The 26,501-nt window shown below is 42.2% G+C and carries 21 protein-coding genes; 10 read left to right on the forward strand and 11 right to left on the reverse strand.

Annotated features, from left to right (window positions below; genetic code table 11):
- Positions 1–6: 6 nt before the first annotated feature.
- Positions 7–1,959: an ATP-binding protein gene (locus tag J7W08_RS05220; protein WP_233085570.1), complete on the reverse strand. Its 1,953-nt coding sequence runs from the start codon at positions 1,957–1,959 to the stop codon at positions 7–9.
- 577 nt (positions 1,960–2,536) lie between these two features.
- Positions 2,537–2,926 (reverse strand): PAS domain S-box protein, encoded by a 390-nt coding sequence (locus J7W08_RS05225; RefSeq protein WP_233085571.1) that lies wholly within the window; start codon positions 2,924–2,926, stop codon positions 2,537–2,539.
- A gap of 391 nt (positions 2,927–3,317) precedes the next feature.
- On the opposite strand from J7W08_RS05225, the gene J7W08_RS05230 reads away from it, so the two are divergent.
- From J7W08_RS05230 to J7W08_RS05250, 5 genes are read left to right on the forward strand one after another with little or no spacing between them, the layout of a single operon-like run.
- Positions 3,318–3,725 carry a thioredoxin family protein gene (locus J7W08_RS05230; protein WP_233085572.1) on the forward strand — a complete coding sequence of 136 codons (408 nt, stop codon included), beginning with the start codon at positions 3,318–3,320 and terminating at the stop codon, positions 3,723–3,725.
- A gap of 33 nt (positions 3,726–3,758) precedes the next feature.
- Positions 3,759–4,049: a ferredoxin-thioredoxin reductase catalytic domain-containing protein gene (locus tag J7W08_RS05235; protein ID WP_233085573.1), complete on the forward strand. Its 291-nt coding sequence runs from the start codon at positions 3,759–3,761 to the stop codon at positions 4,047–4,049.
- Between the two features lie 56 nt (positions 4,050–4,105).
- The gene (locus J7W08_RS05240) at positions 4,106–4,564 is read left to right on the forward strand and encodes a (Fe-S)-binding protein (RefSeq protein ID WP_233085574.1); all 459 of its coding nucleotides are present in this window, start codon (positions 4,106–4,108) and stop codon (positions 4,562–4,564) included.
- Between the two features lie 18 nt (positions 4,565–4,582).
- Positions 4,583–5,827 carry a formylmethanofuran dehydrogenase subunit B gene (locus tag J7W08_RS05245; RefSeq protein ID WP_233085575.1) on the forward strand — a complete coding sequence of 415 codons (1,245 nt, stop codon included), beginning with the start codon at positions 4,583–4,585 and terminating at the stop codon, positions 5,825–5,827.
- On the forward strand, positions 5,827–6,222 hold the full coding sequence (locus tag J7W08_RS05250) for a molybdopterin dinucleotide binding domain-containing protein (protein WP_233085576.1): 396 nt from the start codon (positions 5,827–5,829) through the stop codon (positions 6,220–6,222). The genes J7W08_RS05245 and J7W08_RS05250 overlap by 1 nt, the downstream gene beginning before the upstream one ends.
- A gap of 90 nt (positions 6,223–6,312) precedes the next feature.
- On the opposite strand, the gene J7W08_RS05255 is transcribed toward J7W08_RS05250, so the two are convergent.
- Together J7W08_RS05255 and J7W08_RS05260 are read right to left on the reverse strand one after the other, a co-directional pair.
- Entirely contained in the window at positions 6,313–7,161 is an 849-nt protein-coding gene (locus J7W08_RS05255; RefSeq protein WP_233085577.1) for a methanogenesis marker 8 protein, read from the reverse strand.
- A 37-nt stretch (positions 7,162–7,198) separates the two neighbouring features.
- On the reverse strand, positions 7,199–8,500 hold the full coding sequence (locus J7W08_RS05260; protein ID WP_233085578.1) for a phenylacetate--CoA ligase family protein: 1,302 nt from the start codon (positions 8,498–8,500) through the stop codon (positions 7,199–7,201).
- Between the two features lie 235 nt (positions 8,501–8,735).
- On the opposite strand from J7W08_RS05260, the gene J7W08_RS05265 reads away from it, so the two are divergent.
- The gene (locus tag J7W08_RS05265; RefSeq protein WP_233085579.1) at positions 8,736–9,671 is read left to right on the forward strand and encodes a UbiA family prenyltransferase; all 936 of its coding nucleotides are present in this window, start codon (positions 8,736–8,738) and stop codon (positions 9,669–9,671) included.
- Positions 9,672–9,833: 162 nt separating this feature from the next.
- Here the strand turns inward: J7W08_RS05265 and J7W08_RS05270 are convergent, their stop codons facing one another.
- On the reverse strand, positions 9,834–11,003 hold the full coding sequence (locus J7W08_RS05270) for an ABC transporter permease (protein ID WP_233085580.1): 1,170 nt from the start codon (positions 11,001–11,003) through the stop codon (positions 9,834–9,836).
- Positions 11,004–11,257: 254 nt separating this feature from the next.
- Between J7W08_RS05270 and J7W08_RS05275 the strand changes: the two genes are divergently transcribed.
- Positions 11,258–12,187 (forward strand): tetratricopeptide repeat protein, encoded by a 930-nt coding sequence (locus J7W08_RS05275; RefSeq protein WP_233085581.1) that lies wholly within the window; start codon positions 11,258–11,260, stop codon positions 12,185–12,187.
- Between the two features lie 279 nt (positions 12,188–12,466).
- Here J7W08_RS05275 and J7W08_RS05280 read toward each other — a convergent pair whose 3' ends face one another.
- Complete coding sequence (locus tag J7W08_RS05280) at positions 12,467–13,513, reverse strand: exonuclease/endonuclease/phosphatase family protein (protein ID WP_233085582.1); 1,047 nt, start codon at positions 13,511–13,513, stop codon at positions 12,467–12,469.
- 277 nt (positions 13,514–13,790) lie between these two features.
- On the reverse strand, positions 13,791–15,449 hold the full coding sequence (locus tag J7W08_RS05285; RefSeq protein ID WP_233085583.1) for a SulP family inorganic anion transporter: 1,659 nt from the start codon (positions 15,447–15,449) through the stop codon (positions 13,791–13,793).
- A gap of 401 nt (positions 15,450–15,850) precedes the next feature.
- Between J7W08_RS05285 and putP the strand changes: the two genes are divergently transcribed.
- A complete protein-coding gene (putP, locus tag J7W08_RS05290; protein ID WP_233085584.1) occupies positions 15,851–17,341 on the forward strand; it encodes a sodium/proline symporter PutP in 1,491 nt (496 codons plus the stop codon).
- 175 nt (positions 17,342–17,516) lie between these two features.
- On the opposite strand, the gene J7W08_RS05295 is transcribed toward putP, so the two are convergent.
- Both J7W08_RS05295 and fae read right to left on the reverse strand, forming a co-directional pair.
- The gene (locus J7W08_RS05295; protein ID WP_233085585.1) at positions 17,517–18,176 is read right to left on the reverse strand and encodes a cobalamin B12-binding domain-containing protein; all 660 of its coding nucleotides are present in this window, start codon (positions 18,174–18,176) and stop codon (positions 17,517–17,519) included.
- A 218-nt stretch (positions 18,177–18,394) separates the two neighbouring features.
- Positions 18,395–18,898: a formaldehyde-activating enzyme gene (fae, locus tag J7W08_RS05300; RefSeq protein WP_233085586.1), complete on the reverse strand. Its 504-nt coding sequence runs from the start codon at positions 18,896–18,898 to the stop codon at positions 18,395–18,397.
- Positions 18,899–19,079: 181 nt separating this feature from the next.
- Between fae and J7W08_RS05305 the strand changes: the two genes are divergently transcribed.
- A complete protein-coding gene (locus tag J7W08_RS05305) occupies positions 19,080–19,460 on the forward strand; it encodes a winged helix-turn-helix transcriptional regulator (RefSeq protein WP_233085587.1) in 381 nt (126 codons plus the stop codon).
- Positions 19,461–19,560: 100 nt separating this feature from the next.
- Here J7W08_RS05305 and J7W08_RS05310 read toward each other — a convergent pair whose 3' ends face one another.
- On the reverse strand, positions 19,561–19,956 hold the full coding sequence (locus J7W08_RS05310; RefSeq protein ID WP_310742519.1) for a PGF-pre-PGF domain-containing protein: 396 nt from the start codon (positions 19,954–19,956) through the stop codon (positions 19,561–19,563).
- Between J7W08_RS05310 and J7W08_RS05315 the strand changes: the two genes are divergently transcribed.
- The gene (locus J7W08_RS05315) at positions 19,882–20,037 is read left to right on the forward strand and encodes a hypothetical protein (RefSeq protein WP_233085588.1); all 156 of its coding nucleotides are present in this window, start codon (positions 19,882–19,884) and stop codon (positions 20,035–20,037) included. The two genes, J7W08_RS05310 and J7W08_RS05315, sit on opposite strands and share 75 nt — an antisense overlap.
- Positions 20,038–20,055: 18 nt before the next feature.
- Here J7W08_RS05315 and J7W08_RS05320 read toward each other — a convergent pair whose 3' ends face one another.
- A complete protein-coding gene (locus J7W08_RS05320; protein ID WP_233085589.1) occupies positions 20,056–26,454 on the reverse strand; it encodes an Ig-like domain-containing protein in 6,399 nt (2,132 codons plus the stop codon).
- Positions 26,455–26,501 lie beyond the last annotated feature (47 nt).

The following is a 26,501-nucleotide window of genomic DNA, read 5'->3' on the forward strand; positions in this document are numbered from 1 at the left end:
GCGTACTTATTCGCTGATGATCTCGTCCTCAACTGGTATCGTAAAAGTGAACTTGCTGCCTTTTCCAACTTCGCTTTCAACCCAGACATTCCCGCCATGCATCTCCACAAAATTCTTAACAAGAGCAAGACCAAGCCCTGTGCCACCATATTCTCTTGAGTTTGATGAATCCACCTGAATGAAAGGATTGAACAATTTACCTAGGTCTTTTTGTGAGATGCCTACTCCGGTATCTTCTACAAAAATAGAAATTAATTTGTCAGACCTGTCCACCCCTATTGTCACCAAGCCACCCTGACCGGTGAACTTGATCGCATTACTTACAAGATTATAGAGGATCTGCTTGAACTTCAATGGATCTGCCACTATAGAAAGATCTCCCATATTGATGCTGCAGTTCAGGGCAATATTCTTCTTTTTTGCAAGAGGCATCATGGTCGACGTTATCCCACTGATGATATCAAGTATAGCAAACTTTTCAGGGAAAAGCTCCATCTTACCAGCTTCGATCTTTGAAATATCAAGAAGATCATTAACTATTTCTAAAAGATGGTTGCCGTTTTTAATAACATTGTGCAGATATTTTTTTTGGATGTCACTTAAAGTACCAAAATTCTCATTGTACAGAACATCCGAGAACCCTATGATCGAATTGAGTGGAGTTCTCAATTCATGATTCATATTTGCTATAAATTCGGTCTTGGCCAGATTAGCATTTTCAGCAGCGATCTTTGCAGCTATAAGCATATCTTCAGCATTTTTACATTCAAGACCTGCACCTATTATCTGAGAAACCATATTAAGAATATCGAAATCTTCTTTTGTCCACTCGCCGGTATTTAGGACATTATCCAGACCAAGGTAACCTACCAATTGATTATTCATATACAAAGGCAAAACTACCAGAGATCTTATATCCTGCATTTCAAGGATCTCTTTCTCTGCAGACGCCTCTTCTGTCAAAGTTGAAACATCTGTAATGTGGATCAACTCGCCTTTATGGAGTTTGTCCATCCACCAGGGAAACATACTTACCGGAAGATCCTGAAGACTTTCCTTTTGTGGAGTAACACCCTCAGGACAGTATTCATGAGTATTATTCATCCGTTCCCCATCATTACTGAATCTAAAAATATAACTTCTGCTGCATCCACATAATTCACAGATCTTTTGAAGAGCTACATTGATAGTATCATCAATATTTTTAGAAGATACGAACATGGAAGATATAGAAGAGATAGTTCTTTGAATTTCGAGCTTTCGTTCGATAAGCAGATTTGCTTTTTTGATCTCAGTAATATCCACAAAAGAAGCCATTATGCAAATCGGATCCCCGAACTCATTAAATACAGTATTGGCTGACAAATTTACTGAAAAAGCAGTACCATCTTTTTTTCTGGCAAGTAATTCCCCAGTCCAGCTACCTTCAGAAATTAATTCATTTTTTATTTTCTTTGCTATGCTTTTATCCTGCCACAGTTCTACGGAAGATCTTCGAAGGACCTCTTTTTCGTCATCATATCCCCACAATTCAAGGAAAGAAGGATTGACATAGGTAAGAATCCCTTCAGGATCAGCAAGAAAAATAGCATTGATCGATGAATCAATAGCATTCTCTTTGACTAAAAGATCATTTTCTGTTTCCTTAAGGTTTGAAATGTCTATAAAGCTCTCGATCAAGTATAGATCGTCACCCTTCTCAACCTTCTTGACCGTTTTCAAAATTGGAATTGGTTCACTCTTATAATTTAAAAGTACACATTCAGATCGATCTAAAATTTGTCCAGGATGAGCAACAGGACATTGACCAAACTCAGCGGGGCAGATATATTTATGACACACGTTACCAATGATATCTTCTTTTGGCAGCCCGATCATGTTTGCAGCTGTTTCGTTCACATCAACTATAACATGATCTTTGCCATCAATGATCACAACACCCGAGATAAGTGAATCCAAAACAACATCAACTGTTTTTTCTTCATTGTGTATCGTTTACCCCCCCATTTTGTGAGTACATTATGATGATGACTCTATTGAGTATGCCATTAATTACTATAAACTTTGCTATTAAATTTTAGTATAAAATAGAAAAATAGTCATATTATTACAGAACCTATGCCAGTCATATTAAGCATAGATCGAGTTACAATTGAAATTTGTTAATCTACTCGAAAAATATATTGTCCGGATGAACTGAAGATCATCTTTTTACTATTAACCCATTTAATTCGGTGATCAAACATGTTATGTATCCAATTTCCGTCATTACCTGATCCAAAAATAGAACTCCATATATTGTTCCATACATAACAAACGATATCAAGAGCTAGATTATGAACTCATCGATACTTTTTAATAGATGTGACCAGAAAAGAAAGCGAAACTATGCCTATTCCAGTTTCAAGTCTTTACTTGGTAGCCAGGTTTGCCTCATCAATATTGGTGATGTCCACAAAAAAAGCCATCAGAAAAACCGGATCTCCAGCATCATCCTTAATGATGTGATGATAAAAGATCTGCCATTGCAATAGGATCAATTACCTTTTTTTATTAAAATTTCCTCTTTTGCTTCTTTAAGGTTTGAAACGTCTATAAAGCTCTCGATCAGGTACATATGACCATCTTTCTCTACCTTCTTGACCCTTTTCAGGATAGGAACTGATTCGCCCTTATAGTTCAGAAGAATGCGTTCAGATTGGTTTATAAGTTGACCCGGATGAGAAACAGGGCAATGTCCGATCTCAGTAGGACAAATATATTTGTGACACACTTTACCAATGACATCTTCCTTTGGAATTCCGATCATCTTAATAGCTGTTTCATTAATATCAACTATAACATGATCTTTGCCATCAATAACAACAACACCCGAGATAAGTGAATCAAAAACCAAGTCGATATAATCTTCTTCTTTACTTATCATTCCCACTCCCCAGCAGTACTAGACGATCTTAATTATAACTATAATTATTACTAGATTAATTTTTTATTTATATTATAAAAACGTTTTTAAAAAATATAGCTGTTTCGGAAAATCCGGTTTATATGCAGTTATATTTATGTCAGAATAGCCATATACTGAGAATATAGAATTCTTGAAATTAATTTGAGAGCCTGCCACTCAATGCCATCACATAACCTCAGATATCAATATCGAAATAGATATGTACTTTCAGATATGCTTTATTTATGTTCTACAAAGGAAAGTGTTAAAATATCAATGGATATTAGAGCTACTGACAGGCATTGCAGACAAAATTATTTGTAAGATAGCTTAAGCTTAAGTTTAAACCTAGAGCAAGAAGGTGTAATATATGGGATTGGGAGACTTTATCAGCAACCTGTTTGGGAAAGAAAAAGCAACTGTAAGCAGCGAACCAATAGTAGAGGAGATCAGTACGAACCTTTACGAAATAAATACACGTGCATTCGATAATGAGGTCGTGAATTCACATTTACCCGTCATAGTGGATTGCTTTACAAAGACCTGCCCACCATGCAGAAAAATGGCACCGATCTTTGAAAAGGTAGCAGCAGAATATGACGGAAAGATCAAGTTCGTAAAGATCAATCTCAAGAACTCACCCGGCATCGCAAAACAGTTCAAGATCGTGGGAGTACCAACCTTTTTGTTCTTCAGGAGTGGGGAAATGGTGACAAACGTAGTTGGATTTGTCGAAGAAGAGAAACTGAAAGAGAAGCTTGAAACTCTTTTGGAATGATTTATTAAGAATCACTTATTCAGAGTGAGAATTATGAGCGAAGGTAAAACTAAAAAAGAAGATGTCCATGCATGGACTACCAAATATGCCGATAAAGCCGGCTATATGCTTAACCCTGATGAAGAGATGAGGGACCTTGTCCTCGAAGGAATAGCAAAGAACAAGGACACTCACGGAAAGAACTACTGTCCATGCAGGATAGTCACAGGCGATGAACTCGAAGACAAAAAGATAATTTGTCCTTGCATATACCATAAGGATGAGATCGAGACCGATGGTTCCTGTCATTGTGATCTGTTCTTCAAGAAGGAAGATGAAGATTAAGATCGAACACCTTTTTTGATCTTTTATTGATATGAGAATATTTATCAGGTGAACCTATGACAAATGCATTGGAGATATACCAGCTTCTCCCAAAAACGAACTGTAAGCAATGTGGGAAAGCCACATGCATGGCTTTTGGAGCTGCCCTTCTTTCAAGAGAAGTTACCATAGATGACTGTCCGCCTCTGAAAGAGGACAAGTTCAAGGAAAACTATGAGAAGCTCTCACAAATGATCACACCCTCAGGCGAAGCCTCTGAATCCGGGATGATCGTCCATACGGAAAAATGTATTGGATGCGGTAACTGTGTGGTCGCCTGCCCTGTAAACGTCGCAGAAGATCCCCATGGAGCAGGTTCAGGAAAAGCCCCTACCAGTGAAAATGTCATCCTGCGAGTTGAGAATGGTGTTGTACGTCTCTCCAATGTTAACCAGTGCCGCCGTTTTGGAAAGAACAAGATAATGTGCAACGGCTGCATAGTGACATGTCCGACAAAAGCAATAGAGTTCGTCTGAAACTACGTGGTGAGATAAGTGGAACAGGAATATTACGTTTGTACAGGTTGTGCACTTCTTTGTGATGATATCGAAATAGAAGTAACTGATAACAAACTCTCAAAAATTAACAATGCCTGCTTAAAGGGTGTAGCCCGCCTAAAAGAGTGCGCTGAGCCTGCAGAGTGCAAAGTTGATGGAAGCAATGTCAACATCGATGATGCGATAAAGGAAGCAGCAAGCATACTTAAAAATGCCAGCAACCCCCTGATATTCGGCATGGGAAACTCTACCACCGGTGCCCAGAAAAAAGCTATAGAACTGGCAAAAACGACAAATGCATATATTGATGATACATCTTCGTTCTGCCAGGGACCCGTTATTGAAGCGATCCTTGGAAACAGGATCAAAACATGCACACTGGATGAAGTGAAAGACTATTCAGATGTGATTATCTATTGGGGTGCAGACCCTTCGAACTCACATCCACGTCATCTCTCAAAATACACATACTTCCCTCGCGGAAAAGAAAGGCAACGTGGCTGGGAAGAAGACAGGACCGCTATCTGTATCGATGTGAGAAAATCTGATACCGCCATCATATGCGGGGACAAGTTCTACCAGATACCACCACAGGCAGATGAGGAACTGATCGATGCGCTTGTCGCTGCATTGTCAGGAAAGGTCCCGAAGGTCTCCTTTGGAATGGGACCAAAGAAGATACTGGAACTTGCCAACATGTTAAAGAAAGCAAAGTTCGGTACCATCTGTGTCGGTCTTGGGCTGATCTATTCCATTCAAGATGTTGAACCTCTTGTCAGATTGATGAACAAACTCAACGAGGTCTCGAATTTCCACCTCATACCAATGGTGGGACAGTACAACATGCGTGGATTTGACCATAATCTGCATGAGGAAACGGGATACATCAATCGTGCAAGATTCCAGGAAAGTGATGTCGAGCATGGTCCGCAATGCTCAATTGTTGAACTATTGAGAACAAAGAGTGTGGATGCAGCCCTTGTAATAGGATCTGATCCAATGTCAAGCCTGCCGGGAAGTATTGCTAAAGAACTTCTTGACATCCCTGTGATAACCATCGATCCCTGTGTGACAATGACGTCCAGAAAAGCGAAGGTAGCAATAGCTTCTGTTACCAGTGGTTCTGAATGTGGTGGCACTGCCATACGAATGGACGGTGTTGAGGTCGAGTTCAAGCCGATGATAGCTACTGACGATCTGAGCGATGAAGAAATACTTAGCCGCATCATGGAGGTATTATAATGGGATTTGGACAATTTCTTGCAGCTCCTGAATATGACCTTAAGATCATAACATACAGGGACATATTCCAGAACACTGCTCTTGAGTCCTCAAGGGGCGGAGAGGAATACCTCAACCGTTCAGCAGTCATAAAGATAGACACAAATGACATGAAGAAGATGGGATTCAAGGAGAACGGCCATGTTATCCTGAAGAACAGCTTTGCAAGGATCGTAGTTTCTGTTCAGTTATCCGAATATGAGGAAGCACATGAAGGCATTGCCTACATGACCAACAGCCCGTGGTCAAATGCACTTGTATCCGCTGACGATGGTACAGGAGTACCAAAATTCAAGATGATAACTGCAACGATCTCTGATGCAAAGGACGAGAAAATAACAACTTATGATATGTGATATCAGACCTGATATCTTATATTTATCAATTTTTTGCAGTCGTTCTGCAAGTGGTCATTAAAGATCATAAAAAATATTTTGCCGAAAAGATCAGACAAGATCCTTCGGCTGCTTCTTTTCAGGAAGCATTGGTAATGGCATTGTGTTCACAAGGATCGGACTTTCCACTTCCTTGGCACGTTCAAGCAACAGCTCCTTTCCTTTTTGAGTGAGTCCAAATAAAGGCACAGCAGTTCCGACCTGTACCAGAGGCTTTATTGTATCCCTTATGTTCTTTGAAGCACATGAAGTGATGATATCAAGATATTTGATTATCTCGAGAGCATCCTCCCTGCTAAGACCTGTTGTATGTGCACCGATTATCATAAGTTCAAGGTCATTCTCTTTCTCGATCTCACGAAGGGTCCTTGCAGTAAAAGGGTCGACCACAGTCACTGCGATCCTCTTGAAACCGAGGTCACTTGCTTTCAAAACGCCACCAACAGGATCAATACTTGCACTTGAAGGATCGAGCACGATGCCACCCCTGTCCTCGATACCGTTGATGACCTTGTCAATAGGTTCGGTCTCCACAAGACCTGATATCCTTGCACCCATCCCCTGAACAAGGGTCGCATTATTCGTAATTACAGTACCTGCACCGTCACAAACAGTTATCGTGGTATCCAGCATGTCACGTTTCAGGCCGGTCATCATAACTTCTGAAGCACCAAACCCCACAAAGACATCCATCTCAAGTTTACGGTCCTCAGTAAAAAGACCGAAGTCCCTTATGCGAAACTCCATGTTCTCCTTTACAGCCTCACAGGTGATCTTTTTGATACCTCTTGCCTTTTCAAAAAGAGGACACCATTGGAGCTGTGGCTCGCCAACTTCGACAACCTTTCCATCCTCGACGACAACCCTTGTTTTCCCAAGGATCTCCATAACGTGTGCCATACTTAAACCTCTGGAAATAATATGAAATAATGAAGGGTTAGATAGCTTCCCTTCTGTCAAAGACCCTCTTGGCCTTACCTGTGCTTCTGGGGATAGTACCCTTTTCCACAAGATCAACGTTTGCCCTGATGTTCAGGACGCTCTTGAGTTCGCCTTCAACAACCCTCTTTACTGTTGCAAGGTCCCCGATCTCACCGGTGAAAGCTTCTTCATCAAGTTCGACCCTTACAGTGATCTCGTCCAGCTTCTTCTTGTTCCTGTCAAGATATATCTCGAACTGGTCAGTGATCTTCTCGATCCTGACAAGTACATCCTCGATCTGGGATGGGAACACATTGATGCCCCTTACAATGAGCATATCGTCTGCTCTTCCAAGTATCCTTGAAATACGATCAGTAGTACGTCCACAGGCACACTCGCTTTTCAGGCGCCTGGCAATATCTCCGGTACGATACCTGATAACAGGTAGTGCTTCCTTTGTGAGGGAGGTGAGTACGATCTCTCCTTTCTCGCCTTCTGCGACCTCTTCTCCATTTTTATCAAGGATCTCTACAATATAGTGGTCGCTCCAGATGTGAAGACCATCCTGCTCCTGACATTCAAATCCAATTCCGGGACCCATCATTTCAGAAAGACCGTAGGAGTCGTATGCCTTAATGTTAAAAGCAGATTCAAGTTCTTTTCTTGTGCTGGAAGACCATGGTTCTGCACCGAAGCATCCTACACGTAAAGATAATTTGTCAATGACACCCATTTCCCTGACAGTCTCTGCAAGGTAAAGGCCATAAGAAGGAGTACAGTGAATAGCAGTAACATCAAAGTCCTCCATCATTTCGATCTGGCGGACGGTATTTCCTGTTCCGCTTGGAACTGCCATGGCACCCAGTCTCTCAATACCATAGTGGAAGCCAAGACCACCGGTGAAAAGACCGTAGTTAACAGCATTCTGGAAAGTATCAGTAGCATCAAGACCAACCATTGTGAAGTTGCGTGCCATCATGTCTGCCCAGGTGTTAATGTCATTGGCAGTATAACCGACCACAGTAGGTTTACCGCTTGTACCGGAAGAAGCATGGATACGAACAATGTCCTTCTTAGGAACAGCAAAAAGACCGAAAGGATAGTTGTCACGAAGGTCCGTTTTTCGAGTAGTTGGCAGTTTTTTAATGTCATCCATGGACTTGATATCATCAGGAGTTATGCCCAAAGCATCGAACTTCTCCCTGTAGAAAGGAACATTATCATAGACTGCAGCAGCCGTTTTCTTTAAACGTTTAAGTTGCAGTTCCCGAAGTTCATTGTGCTCCATTGTTTCAAATTTTGGCTGCCAGTATTTCATGAGATGATCACCTTTTCAGGACTCATTGAATTCAATCTTTAAATTATTTCCTATCAACTCTTCGATAAAAAAACCGGGATAAAAAAATACTACATTTATATACTTCTAAAGTTTCATTAAAAGCTCATATTTTGAAAATATAATGCCATAAATTATAATTTTGAATACATAAAATTTATTTGATGTCCATATATTGCTACTTCGTGAACATGCATTATATTTTTAGAGGGGAAACATGAACGAAGTAGGTAATGTAACAAGAAATGACAGAATATATAGAGAAACTTTAGTTATTATAAAGGAACTATGGAATGATTTCATATACGGAGGACATCTTTTTGCATTCGGTGCAATTTGTGTTGCATTTATGTGCTCGATCCTTTTCGCGATTCCCATAACATGGGATTTCCTGGTCATAATCTACCTTACATTTTACATAATCTACCTGTACGATTATTTCAATGGAACAGAAGATGACGAGAAAACAAATTCAACGCGTGCAAACTATTTCCGAAAAAATGATTCAAAGACGATAACCTACATATTATACGGGTCCATCATATCCATCGCTTCCATCTATGTGCTCTATAGTGACATACCGAACATGCTGATAGGATTTGCTATCCTGATCCTCGGATTGACATATCAGGCATATTTTAAAGGTTTGACAAAAAAGATAACGGCATTTAAGAATATTTTTGTATCACTGGTATGGGCCATACTTGTCTATGTCATGTTCATTTACTACTCATATCCAATAACATCAGAAGCCCTGATCATCTCTGCTTTTGTCTTCCTGAGAATGACAGGGATACAGATCCTTTTTGACATAAGGGATATCGAAGGTGACCAGAAGAAAGGCCTTCGCACATTCCCTGCCATCTACGGATACAGAAAAGGTCTTATGACTCTGGTTGCGATCAATTTCATAACAGCCATACTGCTTATTTACGAAGCATATATAGGAGCTCTCCCCTACACTGCACTAATGATCGTACCGGTAATTTTCTACGCCCAGAATTATCTGGACAAGGTAGACAAGTCAAGAAAGGACCACAAGAGCTACCTCTTTGCAGCCGGAGAGCCATTTGTCTGGTTCATTCTGATATTTTCAGGTTCAATGTTCTTCCGCATCGTCCCATACATACCAGATATCCCGAACATCCTGTGAGCAAGGCATATAAGATCAAAAAGGAAGCAGACAGAACTCTCGATCTAGCAATAACGATCCCGGTCACAATAAGGCTCACAGACATCTTGCTCGTAATTATAGGAGGATTCATGCCGAACATTGTGACCGGACCAGATACTGCTGGAGAAGCATCCAGCAAAATCACTCGTTCTCAATTGCTTCTACAGGATCAAGTTTTGAAGCACGTCTTGCAGGATAAACTCCTGCGATGAGATTCAGGATAAAAGCAAAGCCTGCAGCATAAATGAAATTGATGGCTTCTATTTTCATTGGCATTGTGGTCAGGCCAAGATACATCTCACTTGGAAGCTCAAGCTCGTAAGCCCCGATAGCCACTGATGCTATGTATCCAATTATACAGCCCACTACCACACCGGCTGCTCCAAGGAAAGCTGATTCTAAAAGGAATATCGACGTTATGCTTTTTCTGGAAACTCCCATTGCTTTAAGCATACCGATCTCTTTTTTCTTGTCCATAACTACTGTGATCAGTGTATTGGCAATACCAAAACCTGCGATCACATAGATTAGAGCATAGAATACCCACACGAACACTTTCTGAGTGTTGAGCAGGTCGAGGATATCCTTGTTGGCCTCGGTCCAGCTAACCGCATCAGTTCCGGTCTCACTCTCAATCAGAACCGCTATATCTTCTGCCCGGTAAGGATCAGTCACTCTGACCCCGATGGAGGTCACAACCCCGTTCTTTCGGAAGAGGTCCTGCAGGGTCCCAAGCCTTGCATATGCGAGACTTTCGTCACTGGCAGTTCCAGTGTCTACAATACCAACTACCTTGAAGGATCTCGTAGGGGAACCCGGATAAACAGCTTCAACATTGTCCCCAACACGCACTTCGAGATTGTCTGCAAGTTCATCGCCAAGGACAATACCATGGCCTGTAAGGGAAAGGTCTACAAAACTACCTGAGACAATGTCATCGCCTACCCGCATTACTCTCTCTTCAGCATGCGGTTCTATACCTTTGAGCAATACGCCTTCTGCATTCTCCCTATATTTCAAAGCCGCCTGGCCTGAAAGATAAGGCGATACTGCAACAACCCCTTCTTTCTGTATGATGACATCCATCAGATAATAATACAAATGGAGATCATCTTCAGCATCCGACTGCGGGCTGACAACAATATGCGGAGCATTCTCAATGGTGATCTCGATAAGTTCCTCCTGAACCCCTGAGACCATTGACATGAGGACAACTATAGTAGCAACTGCCAGTGCAACGGCAAGAAGAGAGAACAGAGTATGCCGCCGGCGTGAGTTGATATGGCGCATTGCTATGCTTAACTCGAACACAAGAGATCCCCCGACACAGGTACTGTGCCTGTTATGGATATTATATTATTTTCTCCGGCTTAATATTTGTTTGTATTGTATGTTTTTATCTTGAAAATGGGCCACGCACTTCATTTTTAAGCTAAAGTAAACCGAAAATCAATTTGCATCAAGGCACATATATTTATAGGTTTCAAAGATTATAATAATGGGCAGGTCTTTTCGCAGATGAGCTGTGGAGATGACATGAGGGCTGCTCTTATAGAGGTAATCGGATGGATCTTATTAATAAGCTAAAGGATAAACAAAAAGACCAGAGCGCTAAGAACTGGTTCGATCTTGGTGTGCAAACAAAAAGCCTGGATAAAAAAGTGCAGTACTTCACGAAATGCCTGTTGATAGAACCGGAAAACGTGGAAGCATTAAGACTTCTGGCAGATGCACAGGACGAGCTTGGCATGATAGATGCTGCCATGGGAAGCAGAGCAAGAGCAGACGACATTGAAGGCTCATCCGGCATGTTCAGCCAGAGATCCGAAAGCTATACAGAAAGCGATGCATTTGGTTCCAATAGTTTTGGTTCTGATAGTTTTGCCTCAGATACCATGGCCGTAGAAGAGGAAGAACAGTTAGTGGAGGATAACACATTCTCAACACCTGAAAATAATGGAAACATTCCATTTGACACCTCTTTTAGCGAACCTGACCAGGGCACTGAAATACCTGGTTCAAACAACGAGAAGTGGGCTATTTTTGAGATCGCAAAAGAAAATGAAGCTAAAAAAGAGGAAGAAAGCTTCAGCACAAGTTCAGCATCAGTACCTCAACAGGAAACAAACGTCGTTGTGGAAGAACTAACTGAAACAGAAGATCAACCAGTTACTCCAGAGACATCAGCCAGTGTCCCGGAAGAAACTCCTACAAGAGCAAAGAAGGAACCGGTCGTTGTTAAAAAGCAGACTGAGCAAAGAGTAGCAACTTCCACTATGGAACAGGCTACACGTCAACCAGCTGCTCAAGCATCAGCAACCAGACCTGCACCAACTCCTTCCACTTCAACTGCCGTTCCACAGGCAATACCACAGTGCAGTATTTCAGAACCTGTAGCAATGAAATTGCCAATGGGAGAGATCATCAAATTCTGGATCGTGGGTGCAGTTGTGTTGATCATCGTAGGTATGATCATGAACTCACTGGCAGTATAAGAATAACTTTAAAAGATGATCAATTACCAAAAACTACCAATTTCCACTGAATTGGTAGTTTATTGGACCCATAGCTGGATCCTTTGAGCAAACCATAAAATTATAATTAAATTTAAAATTTAAACTAAATTTAAAAAAGAAAAGGAAAAGGCTGGCAGATCATATTGTTTAAGATATCGATCCAGCCACTAGCCTGCCTTTACCAGTTATTACTTTTTGTCCTTCTATTTTCATTCATCATAAATCCTAAAGTAGCTCGTGATATTTTAGCACCGCCTCTCATAGGTCGCTGTCACCGTAGGAACTGACCTCCATATAGACCGGATAGTGATCCGATACAGCCACTGTCATCTCTTCGGAAAGACCGTATTCAAGATCATACCTGAACACACCATTCTCACCGCTAAGGTCGGAAGCATCGGTCAGCACTATCCTGTCATAGGTATAGTCAGTGCTCTTTGTGGTAGTATCAAGACTATTGTCGATCAGCCAGAAATAGCCATCAATATCACTGGATGAGTCCTCATCAAAGTAATTACCGTCAGCGTTGAAGTCACCCATGATGACAAAGTCCCCTTCATCGGGATAGGACCGTTGTGCATATTCAAGTACGTCATCAAGAGCGTTGATCTCTTCGGTAGCCTCGTCCGGGTCGGTGTGGATCACCATCAACACTACGTCATAATCACCTTCTACTGCATCGAAGGAGCTGATATATGGCTGCCTGTGGAATGGATCAGTACCTTCTGGTTCAGGATATGTTTCAGGTGTACCTGTTACGGCAACTGTGGTGGAGTCATAGATATAGGCATACTGCTCCTTGCTGGAAGTCCTTCCAAGCCGCTCACTTACAACATAATTGTATTGTGAGCCGTCACTGTTCACAAGGTCCACAAGTTCAGGAAGTGCAGTCTGCGAGGAATCCCGGATCTCCTGGATGGCTATGATATCATAGGTGCGGACGATGTCTGCAAGCACCAGCATGACATCAGGTTTTGATGCCTTTGTCACACCGAACACCTGTATGTTGAAAGCCCCTATCCGAAGATCTTTCGCATCGGATGCTGAACCCTCAAATTCAGGTGTTGCTGTAGTATCACCCACATTATCCATATCATCGATATCAGATGGAATACTTACCACAGGTTCGTTGACTTTATCCAAATCGTTCAACTCGGATTCTATCTCTTCTATCGCACCTGATACCTCTGCTGCAGCCGTAGCGATCTCATCCACAGACCCTGCAAGGTCTTCAGTGGAATCCGTACAGCCGGAAGATACCAGGAATATTGCTAAAAATAAGATCAGGATTGTTTTTTGTAACATTTCTATACTCCTTTTTTGGAAGTATAGATTTTTAGTTATTATATTATATTAAAGTTATTAAATTGTTGAAAAAAGAATATATTTAGCTTGAAGAAACTGCATAAATGAAGTAACAAGTACAAGCTTTTCAAAGATCCGAGCATCCCTGATAAATAAGTAAATAAATAGGCAGAATAAGGAGAGCTTACTCCTTATTCCACCATAATATCCTAACATGAATTAGGATCAAAATCAGGATGGCAAGGTCATGATCATCTTCAAATGATCAGATAGAAGCTTATCTTCCACCTTCCCCGGAGGAACTCAGATAAACAAGAGCTTCCTGCGTCCTCTGGAATATAAGTACCTCTTTTTCCTTTACCATTTCACTAAGAGCCGTATCGGAGTTGATAGCAGCCATTACTTCCGGCTGAACGCTTGTGAGATAGACATGATCCCCCAACTTATTACGGTTTAGAATAAAGCTTTTCAGCCTTTCTATACCCGTGGTATCGATAAAAGGAACATACCGCATTCTTATCACGACATGCTTCTTTCTCATATTGATCTGTTCATCGACCTTGTGCTCGAATACATTCATCGCTCCAAAGAAGAACGGACCATTGATCGTGTAGACGGCTACGTTATCATGAAGATATGGGTCGGAAAGTATCGTAGCATTGATCCCTTCTGATGGGTCATAGTTCTCCATGGTATGAATATCGATCATATTTGTCAGCCTTATGAACAGCAGTATTATTGAAAGGAACATGCCTGCCTGAATGGCAAATACAAGATCTGTCAGAACGGTCAGTGCAAAGGTCGAAAGCAGGACGAAGGTATCCATCTTGCTGATCCTCATGGTGGTTCTGATCTCTTCGATGTTGATCATTTTTATAGAGACCAGTATCAGGATACCTGCAAGATATGCCTTTGGTATGTACCTTGCAATTGGTCCGAAGAATATGAGAATAGCAAACAATATCAGAGAATGTATTACACCTGACATACGTGTCCTGGCGCCTTCCCTGATATTTACTGCACTTCTTGCAATTGCTGCCGTTGCAGGAATACCTGCAAAGAAAGGAAGAAGCACGTTTGCGATACCCTGACCGATGAGCTCTTTGTTACTGTTATGTTTCGTAGTTGTCATTGCATCACAGACCACAGCGCATAGAAGCGATTCTATGGTACCCAGCAAAGCTATCGTAAAGGCAGCCGGAAGAACAGCATATATGAGCTCAAGATCGAAGTTCAGCATGTGAAACTGCGGGATATTCCCCGGAATATCGCCTACTATGGGAACCTCAAGGTGGAAGTAATACGTAAGAACCACAGAGATCATTAGCGTCACAATGGATGCCGGGACGTTGTTCAGGTATCTTGACCCGGACAGTATCCTTGGAAGCAATAGCATCAGTGCAATGGTACCGCTAAAGATGAGGACAGCTGTGGTGTTCGCCATTCCAAGGGCTGCAAATACATCATAAACGGTTTCCCAGACATGTTCACGTGCAGGAAGTACAAGACCAAAGGAATTGGACAGCTGGCCGATCAGGATGATCACACCGATACCACTTGTAAAACCGGAGATCACGGGCAATGGGATATACTTCACCACTTTGCCCAGATTCATTATACCGAACAGTATCTGGAAGATACCTGCCAAAAAACCTGCAAGCAACAAACCTTCCACACCAAGAGTATTGACCGTTGAAAGGATTATAACGGTCATGGCACCAGTAGGGCCCGATATGGAATAACGTGAACCGCCAAAAGAGGAGACAAGGGCACCTGCAATTATTGCAGTATAAAGTCCCATAACAGGTTCTACCCCGGAAGCCAGAGCAAATGCAATTGCAAGAGGAAGCGCTACGACCGCAGTGATGAAACCTGCTTTAAGGTCGCTCAAAAACGATTCTTCAAAGTATTTTTTTATTTTATGTTCAGTTGTCATTAGATCAAGTCTTTAAATCGATTCATTTTTTGATTTATGAAGCACGAGATCGAAAAAAGCATCATACAGACATAGAAATGACTCAGGATACATGGACTAAACCTGTGGCTATCAAAGACCAGATCCAGAAAATCAGATGACTGATGCGTTAATTTCCACGGGCTCCATCACCGAGTACCAATTTTTTAAATGTAGCCGGTTGGTTGCGTTAGACATGCTACTGGCGTAAATAGTTTTTGGAACGATCTTTTTTATGGCATATGAAGTTCTGACAGGCATCATACCTCAAAAAGAGAAAAGTGGTGTTATGAAAGCTCAAAATAAAAATCAGAACATTAATATCTGAAAACCCTGTATCCCAAATCAATTCATGGACCTGGCGTCCACAGGAGAAAATATTAATGGAGATGACATCCGGAAACCAGAGTGTTGCGATCATAATAATATTATATCTGCTTTTTATGCTAACGATCGGTTTTTACTACTACAGAAGAACCGAGAACCTGTCCGACTATATTCTTGGTGGCAGGAAATTGAACAAATGGGTAACCGCTTTAAGCTCCCAGGCATCCGATATGAGCGGATGGCTGCTCCTGGGATTGCCCGGTTATGCATACCTTGCAGGAATGGAAGCGATATGGATCGCACTTGGCCTGGGAATCGGAACCTATCTCAACTGGAAGTTCGTTGCCAAGAGGCTTCGAAAATACACAATGGAAGCAGGCGATGCCCTCACGATCCCGGTGTATTTCGAGAACCGTTTCCGCGATAAGAGCAAGCTTCTGAGAACTATCTCAGCCCTGTTCATCCTTATATTCTTCCTCTTCTACACATCCTCCGGATTCGTTGCCGGCGGTAAACTTTTCAGCACGGTCTTCGGAGTAGAATACATCACTGCACTGACCATCGGAGTGCTTGTTATCATCTCATACACTTTCATGGGAGGATTCATGGCGGTCTGCTGGACAGATTTCTTCCAGGGCCTGCTAATGATCCTTGCAATTACACTGGTACCTCTGACAGCCATGAACGGCCTTGGAGGAATCTCTTCGACCACTGATATCATCAGGACCATCGACCCAAGCCTCCTGAGCCCGTTCACAGGTTCAGATGGAAGTGTGATCTCCCTGATGGCAATAGTGTCACTCATGGCATGGGGATTCGGATATTTCGGACAGCCGCACATTCTTGTGCGTTTCATGGCCATCAACAACCCTGAGGAGATAAAGCAGTCCCGTGCAATAGCAATGTCGTGGGTCACTATCTCCCTTGCATTTGCGGTTATCGTTGGGCTTGTGGGAAGAGCATATGTACCCGAGTTCCTTGCAGGAGCTACAAGCGAGACAGTGTTCATGGTAATGGTCAACAGCCTCTTCCACCCTGTAGTTGCAGGAATTATGCTGGCAGCGATCCTAGCAGCCATAATGAGTACTGCTGATTCACAGTTGCTAGTAGCAGCATCCGCTTTCACAGAGGACATCTATACGCTGCTCTTCAAGTCAGATGCCAGCCAGAGAGAACTTGTCTGGATGGGACGTTTCACAGTTATCGGCATCTCCCTGCTTGCATACTACTTCGCACTCGACCCGGAAAGCTCGGTACTTGATCTTGTGGCCTACGCATGGGCCGGATTCGGTGCAGCTTTCGGACCTGCCATCCTCTTCTCACTGTTCTCAAAGAAGATGACAAGGAATGCAGCACTTGCAGGAATGCTCATTGGCGGACTCACGGTCATCGTCTGGAAACAGCATTCAGGAGGCATCTTCGACCTCTATGAGATCGTTCCGGGATTCGTGCTTTCAAGCATTGCCATCATGCTGATCACCAGATTTGGTGAGGAGCCGGAACAGGAAATTCAGGATGAGTTCGAGAAAGTTCAGAGGTCGGTCTGAACTTTTTACTTTTTACATTTTACTTATCGTTAGTATCCAAAGCTAGCAATATTGATCTGAAAAGTAAAAAAGCATGGTACAAACCTCTTTTTTATTTTTCAAGACCTGGCATTTCCACATCCACAAGTGCAAATTGCAACCCGATTGGGAAACGCTATCGAAATGCAGTTTTCAATCATTTCTTATGACATCTTATCAGAATTTCAGCAGCTTCCACAGCCTCTGTGGCAGTCCTTACACAGGCATCGGCACCGATCTTGTCAGCATATTCCTGTGTAACAGGAGCACCACTGACCATTACTTTTACATCATCCCGACTTCCTTTTTCTTTCAAGAGATCGATGATCTCCCTGAGATTGTTCATTGTCGTGCTTGTCATAGAGGATGCTGCAATGATGGTAGCTTTATTCTCAATTGCTGCATCGACAAACTCTGATGGACCTAGGTCCTTACCCAGATCGATCACATTAAAGCCTGCAATTCGTAACATACTTGATGCAATGTTCTTCCCCAGATCATGCGTGTCATTCCTGACAGTGCCTATGACAACAGTTCCTTTGCTTTCGACCTTTATCCCACTTTCAGCCAGCCTTTCAGCAATGAGATCGTTCGCTTTATCAAGAAGAGAAGCTGAATTCATCAACTGGGCAAGGAAATATTCTTTTTCGTCAAATCTTCTACCGATCTCAGTCAGAGCCTCAACGAATTTTTTCAGAAGGTCTTTCACGTCATAGCCGCTTTCAAACCACTTTTCAATGACCTCGAAGACCCTATTTTCATCAATTTTCACAAATGATTCGTATGCTTGACCGAGAAGTTCCTCTTTTGATAGCATTACACTCCCCCTTTAAAGTACCATAATAAATGTTCATGGAACACTATATAATACTGTTTATTCAGTGATCTGGAAATGACTCAACCTGCTGGATAGATAGTTTACATTTAATAGTGTAGGCTAACGTGGATCTGTGATCAGCAATTCAATAATAATGAAAAATAAAAAGTGAAATTTGTGATGATATCCTGCGAATTTAGTCGCAGGAGATCATTGATTTAAGCAAATGGGTGCTCTGCAGAGTCCTTCTTTGCAAGTGCTTCATCGACTGTTGGTGTTCCGTCAACAGCACGCTTTATTGCCATCTTTGTTGCTTCGTAGTTGAACTCGTAGATCTTTTCCTTGTCTGTTGCATCCCATTCGAGGAAGACTGAAACAATGATGAGAAGGTTCTCTGCTTCTTCTTTTGGAATGACGCCATCAGCTACACTGTCCATTACAGCTTTTGCAACAGCTGCCTGCGCAGGTCCGAACATCAGGGAAGCCTGAGATACATTCTTGATGGTTACCTTGTTCACCAGAAGTGTTGCAGGTTTTGGCATGACATTTGGTTCAAGGACTGCAAGTAATGGGGAATGACCCTGCTGTGGGTTTGCAAGTGCGTTCATGAACGCGGTCTCAACTGCACTTCCCTTTGTACCGATAACAAGATCGATGTGTGCAACTTCTGGTCCTTCTCCTACCAATGCTTCGCCAATTAAGCTGTTTGTGAATTTTGCCATATTTTATTCTCCATTTAGCCTGTAGAATGACATTATCCAGGTGTTAACGGAAGTAATTTAAGGTATTACCGAATTTTATTCCGAAATCTGGAAGCATTCTACAAGACCGGTTTAGCACCCCCTAATTACAAAAGGTTATTTAATAACTTAATCTAACCAAATGGTAACCAGGTGAGAAATCATGGGAGAATTGGAAAACAGCCCGATCGATAAAGCTATCAGATTGATAAGCAAGAAATGGACACTGAACATCATCCGGGATATGTTCTGTGGCAGCACACACTTCAACGATTTTTTAAAGAATAATCCCAAGCTCAGCAGCAAGGTCCTTTCAGACAAATTGCGTCAGCTGGAAAAAGATGAACTTATAGAAAAGGTGATCACCTCCAAAACACCACTGAACATAGAATATCACCTGACAGGCAAAGGCCGGAATCTTAACAGGGTACTTTTCGAACTTTCCGAATTCGCTTACAAGGAGTGCTTGGACGAATCTGCTCCGGAATGTACAGAGAAAAGCTTTGAGCTTACAAAGAAGATCCTCGGAATTAATGATCAATGAGCACGTAACATTAAATGTTAATTATCAAATATAACCGTAATAGCTCAAAAAAATAAAAAGAGAAGCAAGGACAAATATCCTTACTTTACTTTGACTTCACTTATCTCATCTGTTCATCTTCTTCATCCTTCCTTCTCTTCCAGAGAACGAAGAGGAAAATTCCCAGAATTCCTGCGATCACAGGAAGCAACCACATTGAACTTGTAAATCTTTCTTCTGTAGAATCACCTAAATGTCCACTGTCGGTTGTGGTGTCAACATCCTCACTTTCCACAGGGAACATTGCATCCATACCAAATGGCAGCGCTGCTACTGCGAACTCTGAGAATCCCGGAGTCCTCACTGTGAAGTAATAATAGTCTTTATCCACTGAAGAGGAAACAACTTCAAGCATTTCCCATTCAACATACTCAGCGCCGCAGTGAGTCACAGTTGTGGTGGTTGGATCAAGTTCATTCTGCTCATACCATGCTACAGGAACACGGATGTGGATCAGTGCACTTTCCGTGCTTCCCGGACTACTGGTGTCAATATTGATGTATCCATAGACACGAGCTCCATTGCCTACTGCAAATGATATGTCAGCAGGTTCTTCCTAAGAGGATGATGAGCTCTGAGTGATGGTCACATCCATGTCATCGACATCCCTGCCCAGATTAATGTCCACACCGGTGACCATACATCCGGCAGTTTTGAGCTGGTCAAGTGTATCGATCTCAACGGTATCTCCTGACATGACATCTCCCACATCAAACTCTCTGGAAGCCTCAAGTGCTGAGCAGGCAGCTTCATTTTCCTGCTTTTCCTTCAGATCCTGGAAGTAGTAGTAGTTTGGAAGACCGTTGTCATCAGATGATCCACCCCCGGTGCTTGTTTTAACAGTTGTGAAGTTACTGATCTGGGAAGAGTTGTTGAAACCAAAAATGTCGTAGCTGACTACCTTATAGTAGTACAGTGTTTCATCCTGAAGTCCGGTTAGCATGATACTGTGATCTGTTCCAAATACTGCTTTTGAAGCATTCATAGAGACATTTGAATCGAGACCATAGTATACCGTGGAATTGGCAGCTTCATTAGTCTTCCATGAGATTGTGGCAGACCTGTCTGTCACCTGTGATGCGGTCACATTGGTTATTTTCATATCGATTGCATCAATACCATAGGCAATAGGACCGATCGGAACAATATTACCACCAAGATCCTCAACAGTCGCATTCAGATAATACATTCCGGATTGCAGTGATGTGAAGTTCACAGAAAGACTGCCGGGGTATGATGTGGAATTGAACAATCCTGTACTGTTGTAAAGGTAGATAGTAACATTCCTTATGCCCATATTATCAGATGCTGTTACATTGGCAAATACCCAGTCCTGACTGAAATTACCTGAAGGTAGCACATCATCATTGAATACAATTACCGGATCGGTTGTATCAAGCAGGATAGATCTTGTTTCAGTTTCATTGGTGTTACCGGCATAATCCCAGACACTTGCGTTCAGCTGGTAGTAATCATCAGCAAGACCGCTGAAAGTAACGGAATGAGTAGGCTCAGCACTGATGCTGGAATCAACAACTCCACTGCTGTTGTACAGGTAGATTCCGGAAGCGTTCAGCCACATGTCACTCACGCTTATGTTACCAACAATGTAGCTCTGGCTGAAATTGCCTGCATCAGTTGTCTCATCATTGAAATCGATCGCAGGTTTAGCAGTATCCAGTGTGATCTCCAGAGTAGAGGTAGTGTTGGTGTTACCTGCAAGATCAACTACGGTTGCATTCAGGTAATAGACACCATCAGCAAGACCTGTGAATTCGTTGGAAAGGTTACCATTACCTTCGGTTGTACTGGAATCCACAAGTGAACTCTCATTGTACAGGGATATTGTAAGACTGGAATAGCCGAATAAATCGAAGGATGTAACGTTAGCAAAGATACTGGTATGACTGAAGTTACCTTCAGCAGTTGTATCCTCGTTGAATACAATTAACGGATCGGTTGTATCAAGCAGGATAGATCTTGTTTCAGTTTCATTGGTGTTACCGGCATAGTCCCAGACACTTGCATTCAACTGATAGTAACCATCAGCAAGATCGCTGAAAGTAACGGAATGAGTTGAATCAGCACTAATGCTGGAATCAACAAGTCCACTGCTGTTGTACAGGTAGATTCCGGAAGCATTCAACCACATGTCACTCACACTTATGTTACCAACAATGTAGCTCTGGCTGAAATTGCCTTCATCAGTTGTCTCATCATTGAAATCGATCGCAGGTTTAACAGTATCCAGTTTGATCTCCAGAGTAGAGGTAGTGTTGGTGTTACCTGCAAGGTCAGCTACGGTTGCATTCAGGTAATAGACACCATCAGCAAGACCTGTGAATTCATGAGAAAGGTTCCCAAGACCAGTGGTTGTACTGGAATCCACAAGTGAACTCTCATTGTACAGGGATATTGTAAGACTGGAATAGCCGAATAAATCGAAGGATGTAACGTTAGCAAAGATACTGGTATGACTGAAGTTACCTTCAGCAGTTGTATCCTCGTTGAATACAATTACCGGATCGGTTGTATCAAGCAGGATAGATCTTGTTTCAGTCTCATTGGTGTTACCGGCATAGTCCCAGGCACTTGCATTCAACTGATAGTAACCATCAGCAAGATCGCTGAAAGTAACGGAATGAGTTGAATCAGCACTAATGCTGGAATCAACAGGTCCACTGCTGTTGTACAGGTAGATTCCGGAAGCGTTCAGCCACATGTCACTCACGCTTATGTTACCAACAATGTAGTTCTGGCTGAAATTGCCCTCATCAGTTGTCTCATCATTGAAATCGATCGCAGGTTTAGCAGTATCCAGTGTGATCTCCAGAGTAGAGGTAGTGTTGGTGTTACCTGCAAGATCAAATACGGTTGCATTCAGGTAATAGACACCATCAGCAAGACTTGTGAATTCGTTGGAAAGGTTACCATTACCTTCGGTTGTACTGGAAGCCACAAGTGAACTCTCATTGTACAGGGATATTGTGAGGCTGGAATAGCCGAAAACATCGAAGGATGTAACGTTAGCAAAGATACGGGTCTGGCTGAAGTTACCTTCAGCAGTTGTATCCTCGTTGAATACAATTACCGGATCGGTTGTATCAAGCAGGATAGATCTTGTTTCAGTCTCATTAGTGTTACCGGCATAGTCCCAGACACTGGCATTCAACTGATAGTAACCATCAGCAAGATCGCTGAAAGTAACGGAATGAGTTGAATCAGCACTAATGCTGGAATCAACAACTCCACTGCTGTTGTACAGGTAGATTCCGGAAGCATTCAGCCACATGTCACTCACGCTTATGTTACCAACAATGTAGCTCTGGCTGAAATTGCCCTCATCAGTTGTCTCATCATTGAAATCGATCGCAGGTTTAACAGTATCCAGTGTGATCTCCAGAGTAGAGGTAGTGTTGGTGTTACCTGCAAGATCAACTACGGTTGCATTCAGGTAATAGACACCATCAGCAAGACTTGTGAATTCGTTGGAAAGGTTACCATTACCTTCGGTTGTACTGGAATCCACAAGTGAACTCTCATTGTACAGGGATATTGTGAGGCTGGAATAGCCGAAAACATCGAAGGATGTAACGTTAGCAAAGATACGGGTCTGGCTGAAGTTACCTTCAGCAGTTGTATCCTCGTTGAATACAATTACCGGATCGGTTGTATCAAGCAGGATAGATCTTGTTTCAGTCTCATTAGTGTTACCTGCATAGTCCCAGACACTGGCATTCAACTGATAGTAACCATCAGCAAGATCGCTGAAAGTAACGGAATGAGTTGAATCAGCACTAATGCTGGAATCAACAACTCCACTGCTGTTGTACAGGTAGATTCCGGAAGCATTCAGCCACATGTCACTCACGCTTATGTTACCAACAATGTAGTTCTGACTGAAATTGCCCTCATCGGTTGTCTCATCATTGAAATCGATCGCAGGTTTAACAGTATCCAGTGTGATCTCCATAGTAGAGGTAGTGTTGGTGTTACCTGCAAGGTCAACTACGGTTGCATTCAGGTAATAGACACCATCAGCAAGACCTGTGAATTCGTTGGAAAGGTTACCATTACCTTCGGTTGTACTGGAATCCACAAGTGAACTCTCATTGTACAGGGATATTGTGAGGCTGGAATAGCCGAAAACATCGAAGGATGTAACGTTAGCAAAGATACTGTTCTGACTGAAGTTACCTTCAGCAGTTGTATCCTCGTTGAATACAATTACCGGATCGGTTGTATCAAGCAGGATAGATCTTGTTTCAGTCTCATTAGTGTTACCGGCATAGTCCCAGGCACTGGCATTCAACTGATAGTAACCATCAGCAAGATCGCTGAAAGTAACGGAATGAGTTGAATCAGCACTAATGCTGGAATCAACAGGTCCACTGTTGTTGTACAGGTAGATTCCGGAAGCGTTCAGCCACATGTCACTCACGCTTATGTTACCAACAATGTAGCTCTGGCTGAAATTGCCCTCATCGGTTGTCTCATCATTGAAATCAATGAACGGAGCATTGTTGTCTATTGTTACACCGATAACATTGCTTGAACAGAACTTTTCAGCTGTTTCATTCTCACATGCTACCCAGGTAATATTGTAGATACCATCTGCAAATTGGGTACTATCGAAAGTGACAGAAGAAACATCCTGAGGGAGAGAAATATATCCACCAACATCGCCTGTGGTGTTGCTCAGGCTGATATTGGACACGAAAGCATCCTCGTTGTTATCGGTTACAGATGCATTCACGTAGAAAGTACCGGAAATATAAGCATCCGGTTCAGGTGCAATTATAGCCACATGCGGTGCTGTATTAATAAAAGTGATATCAAATTCGCTAATCTCGAAACCAGCGAGTACTTCATCGATCTGTTCAAGAACCTCACCTTCTTCCACAGTGACCCAGAGGTTGAAATTGTATGTTTCACCCGGTGTCAGACCACCAGTGGTGTAGTAGATGAAAGCGTTACCAATATCATCATCTGACATAAGGTATCGCTCCTTCTTTGAATAACAGTCAGGAACCTGAGTACAGTTGATGAAATATGTCGGTGTCTGAGAGCCGGAAAGTGAGCTGAAAGAGCTGGTCATTGCGAGGAAGTAACCGGTACCATTATACACAGTCACACTTTCGGTTGCCAGTAGATGCGTACCAGCTGGAAGCTGGAGATCATTTGAAGCATCTGTACCCTCGTTGGAAACAGAGAAGCTACTTATCTCATATGCTCCCGAGTCTTTCAGGTCAAAGTCAAGTACCTTTCCAACAACGTTCGTATTCACACCGCTGCTCTTTGAGAAAATGCTGTAATTGGTTGATGAGGTCTCAACCTGATCTACGAATATACCGGAAACAGAGCCAACGTCAAAGGCACTTCCCTGATGTCTTGACCAGGATGTTGAAGTGTCACCTGAGTTGAGATCCTTATAGTAATATTGTAACACTGATTCCAGATCAGAACTCAGTGAGTATTTACCTATCACAAAGGTACCGGATTCAACACTCTTTTCCACAGACCAGTTAAATGCGTCATTAAATGTAGTAGAAGAGTGACTATAGCTCACATCCGTAAGCTGCTCACGAACCTGGTTTCCTTCTGCCGTAACGAACTTCAAGAGAGTTATGTCAATATCATTAACCTCTACCGCACCGTTGCCTGTCCTGTTGAACTCATAAGTAATATTATGTGTCCCGGAAGAAGGAATAGTGAAACTGATTGGCCTTGTTCCTGTTGAGCCTTCGTCAATATTTGACCTGTCTTTACTGAGAGACCTCATCTTTTCTTCAAGCACAGGTTCTGAGGCACCATCAACATAGATCCTGACCCATACATCATTATCCAGAGCTCCGGTCAGTTTCACGATATTCATTGTGCTCATAAGGGTAAGGTCAACATTATCACTTGAAGTATTGAATTCCACATTTATGCCTTCAACAAATTCCGAGCTGGCGAAAGTGAAATCAGTTTCATTGAGAGGAACTGCGAGGAGGGAAGTCAGATTTTGTACATCTTCACTAGCACTTACCGGAGGTAGCTGCAATAAGTACGGATAACCACTGTTAATACTGTCATCCATGGACCAAATTGAAGAGAAATCCCAACCAACAAATGTGGATTGTGTCTTCATTTCAGCTGTTGTCTTACCTGTGCCTACAGGACTTGTAGATTGACCAGAGGTTTGAGTATCCCAGTAACTATTAGTGGAAATTAACTCAAACATATCATATCCAACAAGACCACCGACAGAATCAGAACCAGTGACATACCCGGCAGAATAACTATTCAAAATTTCGCCATCCCAGCATTCTCCAACGAGACCACCTATAATAGAAATACCAGTAACATTGCAAGTGGAATAACTATTGGAAACGGTTTCAAAATCATTATACCCAAGAAGTCCACCGACATCATAGTCACCAGAAACATCTCCAGTGGAGTAACTCTGATCAACAGAACCTAAATTTACTCCAACAAGACCACCTACATAATCAAAACCAGTAATATTGCCATTGGAATGACTTTGAATAACAGAACCATCATTCCATCCAACAAGACCACCGACATAATCAACACCAGTAATGTTAACATGCTCAAGCCAAACATTATTAAGTTCTGAACTTGAACCCACATATCCAAAAAGTCCGATATAACTTGTGGATGGCCTATTTATATGAAGCCCGGTGATCACATATCCGCTACCATTAAAGCTACCTGTGAAATGACTTGAGGAACTACCTATTGGCACAAATCCGGCATTACTATTCCAGCTAATAGTTTCACTGGCATCGATATCATTAATCAATATGTAGTTTGCTGACAAGGCAGTACTCATGTTCTGAAGCTGCTCGATCGTAGAAATCTGATATGGGTTTCCGGCAGAACCGTCCCCGACTGCAAATGTGGCTGCACTCGCAGGAGATGAGATCATCATACCGATTAATATCAGCAATAAACTAAGAAAAAGTATATTATCCGTTCTTTTTATAAATACCATTA

Origin of the sequence: Methanococcoides orientis (genome assembly GCF_021184045.1) — an archaeon.
Classification (GTDB): Archaea; Halobacteriota; Methanosarcinia; order Methanosarcinales; family Methanosarcinaceae; genus Methanococcoides; species Methanococcoides orientis.

Excerpts from the sequence above, each read along its gene's own strand:
- J7W08_RS05225 (WP_233085571.1), bottom strand. The coding sequence starts at position 2,926 with ATGATAAGTAAAGAAGAAGATTATATCGACTTGGTTTTTGATTCACTT.
- J7W08_RS05305 (WP_233085587.1), top strand. The coding sequence starts at position 19,080 with ATGGGAGAATTGGAAAACAGCCCGATCGATAAAGCTATCAGATTGATA.
- J7W08_RS05275 (WP_233085581.1), top strand. The coding sequence starts at position 11,258 with ATGGATCTTATTAATAAGCTAAAGGATAAACAAAAAGACCAGAGCGCT.
- J7W08_RS05295 (WP_233085585.1), bottom strand. The coding sequence starts at position 18,176 with ATGCTATCAAAAGAGGAACTTCTCGGTCAAGCATACGAATCATTTGTG.
- J7W08_RS05240 (WP_233085574.1), top strand. The coding sequence starts at position 4,106 with ATGACAAATGCATTGGAGATATACCAGCTTCTCCCAAAAACGAACTGT.
- fae (WP_233085586.1), bottom strand. The coding sequence starts at position 18,898 with ATGGCAAAATTCACAAACAGCTTAATTGGCGAAGCATTGGTAGGAGAA.
- putP (WP_233085584.1), top strand. The coding sequence starts at position 15,851 with ATGGAGATGACATCCGGAAACCAGAGTGTTGCGATCATAATAATATTA.
- J7W08_RS05260 (WP_233085578.1), bottom strand. The coding sequence starts at position 8,500 with ATGAAATACTGGCAGCCAAAATTTGAAACAATGGAGCACAATGAACTT.
- J7W08_RS05285 (WP_233085583.1), bottom strand. The coding sequence starts at position 15,449 with ATGACAACTGAACATAAAATAAAAAAATACTTTGAAGAATCGTTTTTG.
- J7W08_RS05235 (WP_233085573.1), top strand. The coding sequence starts at position 3,759 with ATGAGCGAAGGTAAAACTAAAAAAGAAGATGTCCATGCATGGACTACC.
- J7W08_RS05250 (WP_233085576.1), top strand. The coding sequence starts at position 5,827 with ATGGGATTTGGACAATTTCTTGCAGCTCCTGAATATGACCTTAAGATC.
- J7W08_RS05280 (WP_233085582.1), bottom strand. The coding sequence starts at position 13,513 with ATGTTACAAAAAACAATCCTGATCTTATTTTTAGCAATATTCCTGGTA.
- J7W08_RS05265 (WP_233085579.1), top strand. The coding sequence starts at position 8,736 with ATGAACGAAGTAGGTAATGTAACAAGAAATGACAGAATATATAGAGAA.
- J7W08_RS05255 (WP_233085577.1), bottom strand. The coding sequence starts at position 7,161 with ATGGCACACGTTATGGAGATCCTTGGGAAAACAAGGGTTGTCGTCGAG.
- J7W08_RS05230 (WP_233085572.1), top strand. The coding sequence starts at position 3,318 with ATGGGATTGGGAGACTTTATCAGCAACCTGTTTGGGAAAGAAAAAGCA.